The sequence below is a fragment of the Neisseria sp. P0022.S010 genome (assembly GCF_051956635.1).
The window spans coordinates 1-9,706 of sequence record NZ_JBQCXF010000090.1 but is presented as its reverse complement, the minus strand read 5'-3'; the positions used below and the strand labels follow the sequence as shown (position 1 = coordinate 9,706).

The 9,706-nt window shown below is 54.2% G+C and carries 8 protein-coding genes, 1 tRNA gene, 1 pseudogene and 1 riboswitch; of the genes and pseudogenes, 2 read left to right on the top strand and 8 right to left on the bottom strand.

The annotated features are described in order from the left end of the window. Positions 1-331 (top strand): annotated as a pseudogene (locus tag ACTHUT_RS09695) (FUSC family protein); the annotation flags it as partial. Between the two features lie 152 nt (positions 332-483). Here the strand turns inward: ACTHUT_RS09695 and ACTHUT_RS09690 are convergent. Beyond that, positions 484-560: transfer RNA gene (locus ACTHUT_RS09690), tRNA-Met, on the bottom strand. A gap of 109 nt (positions 561-669) precedes the next feature. Then, positions 670-769, top strand: a riboswitch (TPP riboswitch). 90 nt (positions 770-859) lie between these two features. Here ACTHUT_RS09690 and thiC point away from each other — a divergent pair. Continuing rightward, on the top strand, positions 860-2,749 hold the full coding sequence (gene thiC, locus ACTHUT_RS09685) for a phosphomethylpyrimidine synthase ThiC (protein ID WP_440385914.1): 1,890 nt from the start codon (positions 860-862) through the stop codon (positions 2,747-2,749). 91 nt (positions 2,750-2,840) lie between these two features. Here the strand turns inward: thiC and murJ are convergent, their stop codons facing one another. The 7 genes from murJ to ACTHUT_RS09650 all read right to left on the bottom strand — a co-directional run. Continuing rightward, positions 2,841-4,379, bottom strand: a complete 1,539-nt coding sequence (murJ, locus tag ACTHUT_RS09680) for a murein biosynthesis integral membrane protein MurJ (RefSeq protein WP_440385913.1) — start codon at positions 4,377-4,379, stop codon at positions 2,841-2,843. 9 nt (positions 4,380-4,388) lie between these two features. Beyond that, the gene (gene lpxB / locus ACTHUT_RS09675) at positions 4,389-5,564 is read right to left on the bottom strand and encodes a lipid-A-disaccharide synthase (RefSeq protein ID WP_440385912.1); all 1,176 of its coding nucleotides are present in this window, start codon (positions 5,562-5,564) and stop codon (positions 4,389-4,391) included. 159 nt (positions 5,565-5,723) lie between these two features. Continuing rightward, entirely contained in the window at positions 5,724-6,500 is a 777-nt protein-coding gene (gene lpxA, locus ACTHUT_RS09670) for an acyl-ACP--UDP-N-acetylglucosamine O-acyltransferase (RefSeq protein WP_440385911.1), read from the bottom strand. Positions 6,501-6,575: 75 nt separating this feature from the next. Then, positions 6,576-7,025: a 3-hydroxyacyl-ACP dehydratase FabZ gene (gene fabZ / locus ACTHUT_RS09665; RefSeq protein WP_003681704.1), complete on the bottom strand. Its 450-nt coding sequence runs from the start codon at positions 7,023-7,025 to the stop codon at positions 6,576-6,578. Positions 7,026-7,098: 73 nt separating this feature from the next. Then, positions 7,099-8,139 carry a UDP-3-O-(3-hydroxymyristoyl)glucosamine N-acyltransferase gene (gene lpxD / locus ACTHUT_RS09660; protein WP_049328731.1) on the bottom strand — a complete coding sequence of 347 codons (1,041 nt, stop codon included), beginning with the start codon at positions 8,137-8,139 and terminating at the stop codon, positions 7,099-7,101. A gap of 101 nt (positions 8,140-8,240) precedes the next feature. Continuing rightward, on the bottom strand, positions 8,241-8,750 hold the full coding sequence (locus ACTHUT_RS09655; protein WP_070848964.1) for an OmpH family outer membrane protein: 510 nt from the start codon (positions 8,748-8,750) through the stop codon (positions 8,241-8,243). 111 nt (positions 8,751-8,861) lie between these two features. Then, positions 8,862-9,706, bottom strand: an 845-nt coding sequence (locus tag ACTHUT_RS09650) for a BamA/TamA family outer membrane protein (protein ID WP_440418757.1), incomplete at its 5' end; no start/stop codon positions are given.

Genomic DNA, 9,706 nt, shown 5'->3' with positions numbered 1-9,706 from the left:
GCTCAACGAAAGCGAAATCCGCCTGCTCGACCGCCACTTCAACCAGCTCCAACGCGAACTGCGCCTGACCGTCCGCCTCATCAAAGGCCACTACGCCCGCCGTATCCGCATCGATACTTCGCTCAATGCCGAACTAAGCAAACCGGCCGCCCGCCTGCATTACGACTGGCAAGGCTTCCTCTGGCTCAGCACCAATATGCGTAACGAAATCGCCGCATTGGTGATCCTGTTGCAACGTTCGCGCAATAAATGGTTGGACAAAAAAGAGTTACTACGCTTGAAAGAACACCTGCGCAACGACAACAAGCCCAAATCGGAAGAGGCCGTCTGAAAAAAGGCCTGTCGTATTTTTACCCAACCCCCGCCGCAAGACAGTAAAAGGCCGTCTGAAACCCAATGGTTCAGACGGCCTTTCCATCAATTCATCCGCAATAAATGTCGCATAAAGCAAAATCCCCTGCGACTGCAGGGGATTTTTATATTTGGTTGCGGGAGCAGGATTCGAACCTACGACCTTCGGGTTATGAGCCCGACGAGCTACCATGCTGCTCCATCCCGCGTCAGGAGTTGTAACTATACAGAAAGGCGGAATTGCTGTCAAGCGTTTTTGACAGAAAATATCCAAACGTTGCTTTACAAAAAACCGGCCGCGTGGTTTAATTTTCGTTAATAAAGAAACAGGGGTGCTGCTTTCAAACCGAGCGGCTGAGAAATACCCTTTACACCCGAACAGGATAATACCTGCGTGGGGAGTTTCGGCAAAGGTGATTTTAGACGGATTGAAGATATCCGAAAGGCCGTCTGAAAAAAAGCAATGCTCCTGTTTCCATTTCATAACCGAGAAACAGGAGCAATTTTTATGACTACCGCTAAAAAAACCGGCGATGAGGCGCGCCGTCTTTCCGACTTGAGCGAAGACATCGGCATTCGCTTCCAATATCCCAATTCCGACCGAATCTATATCCCAGGCAGCCGCGCCGACATCCGCGTGCCTTTGCGTGAAATCCGTCAGGACGACACCTACACGGCGCAAGGTACGGAAGCCAATCCGCCAATTCCGGTGTATGACACCAGCGGCGCATACGGCGATCCGGCGGCGCATATCGACTTGAAACAAGGGTTGCCGCACGTCCGCACCGCATGGCTGGACGAACGCGGCGACACCGAAATCCTGCCCAAGCTCTCCAGCGAATACGGCACCGAACGCGCGCACGATCCGAAAACCGCCCATCTGCGCTTCAACCAAATCACCCGTCCGCGCCGCGCCAAAGCAGGCCGAAACGTAACCCAGCTTCACTACGCCCGACAAAGCATCATTACGCCCGAAATGGAGTTTGTCGCCATACGCGAACGCATGAAGCTGGACGAGCTTTTCAGACGGCCTGAATACGCCAAGCTCTTGAAGCAGCACGCAGGGCAAAGTTTCGGTGCGAACATCCCGACCCACCCCGACCAAATCACGCCCGAATTTGTGCGCCAAGAAATCGCCGCTGGACGCGCGATTATCCCTGCCAACATCAACCACCCCGAACTCGAACCAATGATTATCGGCCGCAACTTCCGCGTCAAAATCAACGGCAACTTGGGCAACTCCGCCGTTACCTCCAGCCTGACAGAAGAAGTCGAAAAAATGGTGTGGTCGCTGCGTTGGGGCGCGGACACGATTATGGATTTGTCCACCGGCGCGCACATCCACGAAACGCGCGAATGGATTATCCGCAACGCGCCCGTCCCCATCGGTACGGTGCCTATTTACCAGGCTTTGGAAAAAACCGGCGGCATCGCCGAAGACCTGACTTGGGATTTGGTGCGCGACACCTTAATCGAGCAGGCGGAACAAGGCGTGGACTATTTCACCCTGCACGCAGGCGTGTTGCTGCGTTATGTACCGATGACGGCCGACCGCCTCACCGGCATCGTATCGCGCGGCGGCTCCATCATGGCGAAATGGTGCCTTGCCCACCATCGGGAAAACTTCCTCTACACGCATTTCGACGAAATCTGCGAAATCATGAAAGCCTACGACGTGTCGTTCAGCCTCGGCGACGGCCTGCGCCCCGGCTGCATTGCCGATGCCAACGACGAATCTCAATTTGCCGAATTGCACACCTTGGGCGAATTGACCGCCAAAGCATGGGAACACGACGTCCAAGTCATGATCGAAGGCCCGGGCCATGTGCCGCTGCAACGCGTCAAAGAAAACATGACCGAAGAGCTGCAACACTGCTTTGAAGCGCCTTTCTACACACTCGGCCCGCTCGTTACCGACATCGCCCCCGGTTACGACCACATCACCTCGGGCATAGGCGCGACCAACATCGGCTGGTACGGCACAGCCATGCTCTGCTACGTTACCCCGAAAGAGCATCTCGGCCTGCCCGACAAAGAAGACGTGCGCACCGGCATCATCACCTACAAACTCGCCGCCCACGCCGCCGACCTCGCCAAAGGCTGGCCGGGCGCACAATTACGCGACAACGCCCTGAGCAAAGCGCGTTTCGAATTCCGCTGGCGCGACCAATTCCGCTTAAGCCTCGACCCCGAACGCGCCGAAAGCTTCCACGACGAAACCCTGCCTGCCGAAGGCGCAAAAATCGCCCACTTCTGCTCGATGTGCGGCCCCAAATTCTGCTCGATGAAAATCACGCAGGAAGTGCGCGACTACGCCGACAAGCAAAAAGCCCAACAGCAAGGCATGGAAGAAAAAGCGATTGAGTTCGTCAAAAAAGGAGCGAAGCTTTACAGTTAAAACATAAAACAAGAAAAGGCCGTCTGAAAATGTTTCAGACGGCCTTTTTAGCGAATAGTCTTGAAGCCAAAGCAATACGCCCTCTGGCTGCTTATTTTTCTACCCTGCGAAAATGGTGCGGACGAAAACCGAGCGCGGCTAGGGAAACAAAGTAGAGGCCACCGCCCAAGGCAATCAGGACGCAGAGTTGGCCTGCTTTTTTAAAGCCGCCGACGTGCACCCATTCAAACGGCAGATAATATTGCGCCAGCCATAAACCACCGCCCATGACGACCAAAGAGATGACCATTTTAACCAAAAACGCAGCCCAACCTTTGCCGGGACGGTAGATGCCGTGTTTGCGCAAAAGGAAAAACAGCAAACCTGCATTCAAACACGCGCCCAAACCGATAGCGAGGGACAGGCCGACGTGTTTGAGCGGCGAAATGAAGGCAAGGTTCATCAACTGCGTGCAAATCAGCGTGAAAATAGCGACTTTAACGGGGGTTTTGATGTTTTGGCGGGCGTAGAAACCGGGCGCCAACACTTTAATCATAATCAGACCGATCAAGCCGAAGGAATAGGCAATCAGCGCATATTGGGTCATTTGCGCGTCGTGCAGCGTAAATTCACGGTACATGAACAAGGTCGTAACCAGAGGGAAAGACAACACGGCAAGGCCGACGGCGGCAGGCAGGGTCAGCAGCATACACAGGCGCAAACCCCAGTCGAGCAGGCCGGAAAACTGCTCGGTATCCTGACTGGCGGCGTGTTTGGACAAGGTAGGCAGCAAAATCGTACCGAGTGCCACGCCCAAAACGCCGGTCGGCAATTCCATCAGTCGGTCGGCGTAATACATCCATGACACGCTGCCGGACTGCAAAAACGAGGCAAAAATGGTATTGATAACCAATGAAATCTGCGCCACGCTCACGCCCAAAATAGCCGGCCCCATCTGTTTCATCACGCGGTTGACCGCTGCGTCTTTAAAGCTGAGTTTGGGCATTTTCAAGAAGCCCAGTTTCGCCAACCAAGGCAGTTGGAACACCAGCTGCAACACGCCGCCGACAAATACTGCCCACGCCAACGCCATAACAGGCGGATCAAAATACGGTATGAAAAACAGGGAAAAGACGATAAAGGAGATATTCAAAAATGTCGGCGTAAAAGCGGGAATGCCGAATTTATGATAGGAATTGAGTATCGAACCGACAAAAGAGGATAGTGAAATCAATAAAATATAAGGAAACGTTACCCGCAGCAGGTCGATGGAGAGCTGAAACTTATCGGCATCTTTGGCAAAACCGGGCGCGGAAACATAAATTACCCACGGCGCAGCAAGTATGCCCAGCGCGGTAACGATGACCAACACAAACGACAGCATACCGGCCACATGACGTACAAACGCCTGCGTGGCTTCGGGCGAGCGGGTTTCTTTGTATTCCGCCAAAATCGGTACGAAGGCTTGGGCAAACGCGCCCTCTGCGAACACGCGCCGCAATAGGTTGGGCAGTTTGAACGCGACAAAAAACGCATCCGTCGCCATGCCTGCACCAAACGCACGGGCAATAATCGTATCGCGCACAAAGCCCAAAATGCGCGACACCATCGTCAGGCTGCCAACCTTGGCCAAGGCTCCCAATAAATTCATGTGTTTTCCTTACTTGTCTTTCAGGCCGTCTGAAAATCCGGCTTCTTCCAATACTGCCGCTGCCGCCAATGCCGCCGTATCTTTTTTCAACAGCAGATGCAAGGCGTGGAAATCCTGTTCCAACGCGGCCACGGCCTCAGGGCGGTCATACCAGTCTGCCACGGCCTGCGCCAGTTTTTCAGGGATGGCGTCGTGTTGCAGCAACTCGGGAACGGCGGCTTTACCCAACAGAATATTGGGCAAACCGACATGCGGCACTTTGATTTTGTTTTTCACATACGCATAAGTCAGCGGCGAAATCTTGTAGCTGATGACCATAGGTCGCTTGCACAAGGCCACTTCCAAAGTCGCCGTACCGCTGGTAACCAATACCACGTCGGCAGCGGTGCAAACCGTATCCGACTGCTTGTCGGTCAACGTGATGGGAAGGGCGGCGAACTCAGGCTGCGCCAAAATTTCGGTAATGCGTTTGCGCGTTGCGGCCGTCGCCACAGGCAGCAAAAACTGTGCCTGCGGATAACGTTTCAGCAGCAATAAGGCCGTCTGAAAAAACACCGCCGCCATGTAATCGATTTCGCTCACGCGGCTGCCGGGCAAGATGGCAAACACGGGCACGTCCGCAGGCACGCCCAGCTTCTGCCGAGCCGCTTCCCTATCCGCTTCCACGGGCATGGTTTGCGCCATCGGATGGCCGACAAATTCGGCCTTGCCGCCGGCATCGATATAAAGCTGGGGCTCCATCGGAAACAGGCACAACACGCGGTTGACCTGATGCACGATTTTATTAACCCGTTCGCGCCGCCACGCCCAAACCGACGGGCTGACGTAATGAATGGTATGAATGCCTGCCTGCTTGAGTTTTTCCGCCACGCCGAGATTAAAGTCCGGCGCATCGATGCCGATAAACACATCCGGCTTGAGGCGGATTAAATCGTTTACCAGCCCTTTGCGGATTTTTAAAATCTGCGGCAGGCGTTTGATGACCTCAACAAAACCGCGTACCGCCAGCTTTTCCTGATCGTACAAACTCTCGAAACCCTCCGCCTTCATGCGCTCGCCACCGATGCCGGTAAACCGCGCATTCGGGCAACGCGCCTTAATGGCACGGATTAAGTGTGCGCCGAGCAAGTCGCCGGAAGCTTCGCCGACGCTGATGGCAATAAGGGGGGAAGGATTGGAATTCATGTATTGAGGTTTAAAAGCTAAAAGATTTTGTGGCGGTCATTTGCCCGTCCGTTTTCAGACGGCATCGGCGGCAAACGGACAGGAAACCTGCCCTACTACGCGGATTTTTGCAATCCAAAGGCCGTCTGAAAAAGTTTCAGACGGCCTTCAATCCATCCATCAACGGATAATGCCGCGTGTGGATTGTGCAAAAAAGTCTTTAAATATCGCCAATTCGCTTTGGGTTTCGGCGCGTTTCAGAATGTCCGCCTTGGCTTCTTCAAACGGAATGCCGCGATGGTAAATGGTTTTATACGCATCTTTGACGGAGGCAATCTGTTCGGCCGTGAAACCGTTGCGGCGCATACCTTCGCTGTTGAGGCCGGCCGGTTCGGCGCGGTAGCCCGCAGCCATAAAGTACGGTGGTACGTCTTTGTGTACACCGGCGGCAAACGCGGTCATGGCGTAGTCGCCGATTTGGCAGAACTGGAACACCAGCGTGTAGCCGCCCAAGACGACGTAGTCGCCGATGGTAACGTGGCCTGCGAGTGAGGCGTTGTTGGCGAAGATGGTATGGTTGCCGACCACACAGTCATGGGCGAGGTGGCAGTAGGCCATGATCCAGTTGTCGTCGCCGATACGGGTTTCACCGATGCCGGTAACCGTACCGAGGTTGAACGTCGTAAATTCGCGGATGGTGTTGCCGTTGCCGATAATCAGCTTGGTCGGCTCGTCGCGGTATTTTTTGTCCTGCGGAATTTCGCCGAGGCTGGCAAATTGGAAAATGCGGTTGTTTTCACCGATGGTCGTATGGCCGTTGATGACGGCATGCGGGCCAATTTCAGTATTCGCACCGATTTGCACATTGGGGCCGATGATGCTGTACGGGCCGACTTTGACGCTGGAGTCGAGTTCGGCTTTAGGGTCGATGACGGCGGTCGGATGAATAAGGGTCATGCTGTTTCCTTGCTGTCTGATACAGGTATTGCCTGCAAGATGCCGTCTGAAGCTTTCAGACGGCCTGTCCCATTCTTACACCACGCGTTTGGCGCACATAATCACGGCTTCAACGGCAACTTGGCCGTCAACTTTGGCAACGGCGTTGAATTTGCCGATACCGCGTTTGTTGGTCAACAGCTCGACTTCAAAAACCAGTTGGTCGCCGGGGATGACTTGGCGTTTGAAACGGGCGTCATCGATACCGGCGAAGAAGAAGAATTCGTTTTCTTTGCGGCCGCCTTCGCTGAGGATGGCGAGTGTGCCGCACGCTTGCGCCATGGCTTCGATAATCAGCACGCCGGGCATCACGGGCAGGTCGGGAAAGTGGCCTTGGAACTGCGGCTCGTTCATGGTCACGTTTTTAATCGCAGTCAGGGTTTTCATCGGTTCGAACGCAGTAATGCGGTCGAGTTGCAAAAACGGATAACGGTGTGGGATAAGTTTTTGAATGTCTTTGGCTTCGATCGGGAGTTGTACGTCCATGATGTTCGTCTTTCCTTGTTTGTATTGGGTTTAAACGTATTCGGATGCGGGGCGCGGACTGTTTGCGCCGCCTTTAGGCTTCGTCACTGTCGGCAAGCTGTTTTTCCAGCGTTTTGAGGCGTTTGTTCATTTCGCTCAAACGGTGGATATAAACGGCATTGCGCGCCCAGTCTTTGTAGCCCGACATCGGGAAAATACCGGCCAAATGCTGGCCGCTTTCGGTAATGCTGTGGGTAACGGATGTGCCGCCGCCGATGGTGGTTTTATCGGCGATTTCGATGTGTCCGACCGTGCCGACGCCGCCGCCGATAATGCAATAATTGCCGATGGTGACGCTGCCGGAAATGCCGGTTTTGGCGGCGATAACGGTGTGCGAACCGATTTTGCAGTTGTGGCCGATTTGAACTTGGTTGTCGATTTTGGTGCCGTTGCCGACGGTCGTGTCGCTCATTGCGCCGCGGTCGATGTTGGTGTTCGAACCGATTTCCACATCATCGCCCAACGTGACTGCGCCGGTTTGCGGAATTTTAAACCATGAATCGCCGGCAAAGGCCAAGCCGAAACCGTCTGCGCCGATGACGGCGCCGCTGTGGATTTCAACACGGTTGCCCAAAGTGCAGCCGTAATAGATGACGGAGTTGGGATGCAGCACGACTTCATCGCCCAACGTGCAATCGTGTTGGACAACGGCATTGGCCAAAATACGGCAACCTTCGCCCAATACGGCATTCGCGCCGATATAGGCATTCGCGCCGATTTCGCAGCTTGCCGGTACTTTGGCGCTTGCCTCGACAACGGCAGTCGGATGTACGCCGCCCTGTGCTTTGACAATCGGCGAGAACAATCGTGCCACTTTGGCAAAATAAAGATAAGGGTCGGCAGCCACAATCAGGTTGCGGCCTGCAAATTCGTCTGCGGCTTTCGGCGACACAATCACTGCGCCTGCCTGGCTGTCGTGTACTTCGGCTTTGTATTTCGGGTTGGCCAAAAAGCTGATGTGTTCCGCCTGCGCCTGATCCAACGGACGGACGGCGGTAATGGCGATGTCTTCGCCTTTCCATTCGCCGCCGAGTTGGGAAACGATTTGGGACAGGGTGTATGCTTGTGAAGTCATGATAATCTGCCGTCAAGATGTCAGGCCGTCTGAAAGTTGCCGGTTTGGGTTTCAGACGGCCTTAGGTTTGTCTGTATGGTTGCATTCGCTGCCGAGCAGGGTCAGTGTGCGTTTAGGGCTTTGATAACGCTATCGGTAATGTCGTAACGACCGTTGACGTAAATCACGTCCTGCAAGATGAAGTCGTAACCTTCGCGTTTGGCCAAATCGACGATGACGCGGTTGGCATTTTGCTGGAGCGCGGCGAATTCTTCATTGCGGCGCAGGTTGTAGTCTTCAGCCAACTCAGCCTGCTGCTTGCGGAATTTCTGTACCAGATTGCGCCATTTTTGGGTTTCCGCTTCCCTTTGGCTGTCGCTGAGCTTGTCGCTGCTCAGTTTTCGCTCCAAAGCCTCGCCTTCCTGCTGCAGCTTTTGCAAGGCGGTTTGACGGCTTTTGAACTCTTTTTCCAAAGTCGTCTGAATGCTTTGCGCCTGCTTGGATTCCTGATAAACGCGCTCGGTATTGATAAAACCGATTTTCTGTACGCCATCCGCCGCCGCTTGCGGCAAAAGCACGAAACCCGGCAGGGCTACGGCGAGGACACGGAGGGTGCCGGCTATTTTACTCATGATAAAAATCCTTGCTTGAAAACAGACGGGCGGTTTGCAATAAGCCTGCCGCCAATCTGCCATGAGGCCGTCTGAAACGGACAAACCCGGTTTCAGACGGCCTAAACATCATCAGAATGTCGTACCGAGTTGGAATTGGAAGCGTTGGATTTCGTCGCCTTCTTTTTTCTTAATCGGATAAGCATAACTGAACTTCATCGGACCCAGCGGAGAGAGCCAGGTCACGGCAGCACCGGCAGAGTAACGCAATTCGTTTTTGAATGTCGATTTGTGCGCACTTTCAAGGTAAACCGATTTGTTATTACCGCTCTCTGCCGCGGTATAGGTTTTGTCGTCCCACACGCTGCCCGCATCGGCAAACAGGCTCAGACGAACGGTACGCGAGTCTTTAATGCCCGGCATCGGGAAGAGCAACTCTGCGGAAACGTTGGCTTTTTTGTTACCGCCGTAGCTGATTTTCTCGCCGTATTCGTCATAGACTTTCGGGCCCAGCGTACCGCTTTCAAAGCCGCGGACAGAGCCTAAGCCGCCACCGTAGAAGTTTTCAAAGAACGGCATGGTTTTGGTTTTGCCGTAGCCGTTGCCATAACCGACTTCGCCACCCAGCATCAATGTGAAATCTTTGCTCAATGGGAAGAACCAAGTTTGGTTGTGGGTCAGGGTGTAGTATTGCAGGTCGCTGCCCGGCAGTGCGATTTCACCGTTTACGCCGGTCAGGTAACCGCGGGTCGGCCACAAGGCATTGTCGGTTTTGTTGCGGCCCCAGCCGATGGTGCCTTTGTACAACCAGCCTTTGAAGTTGCCCACGCCACTGCCGTCGCCTTTACCATATTGGTTGATAAAGTCGGCATAGCGTTTAGGCGCGCCTTTGTAGGTGTTCACGGTCAGACGCTCTGCGGCCAAACCGAAGTTCACACGGTCATATTCGGTAACCGGAATACCGATACGCAAACCGC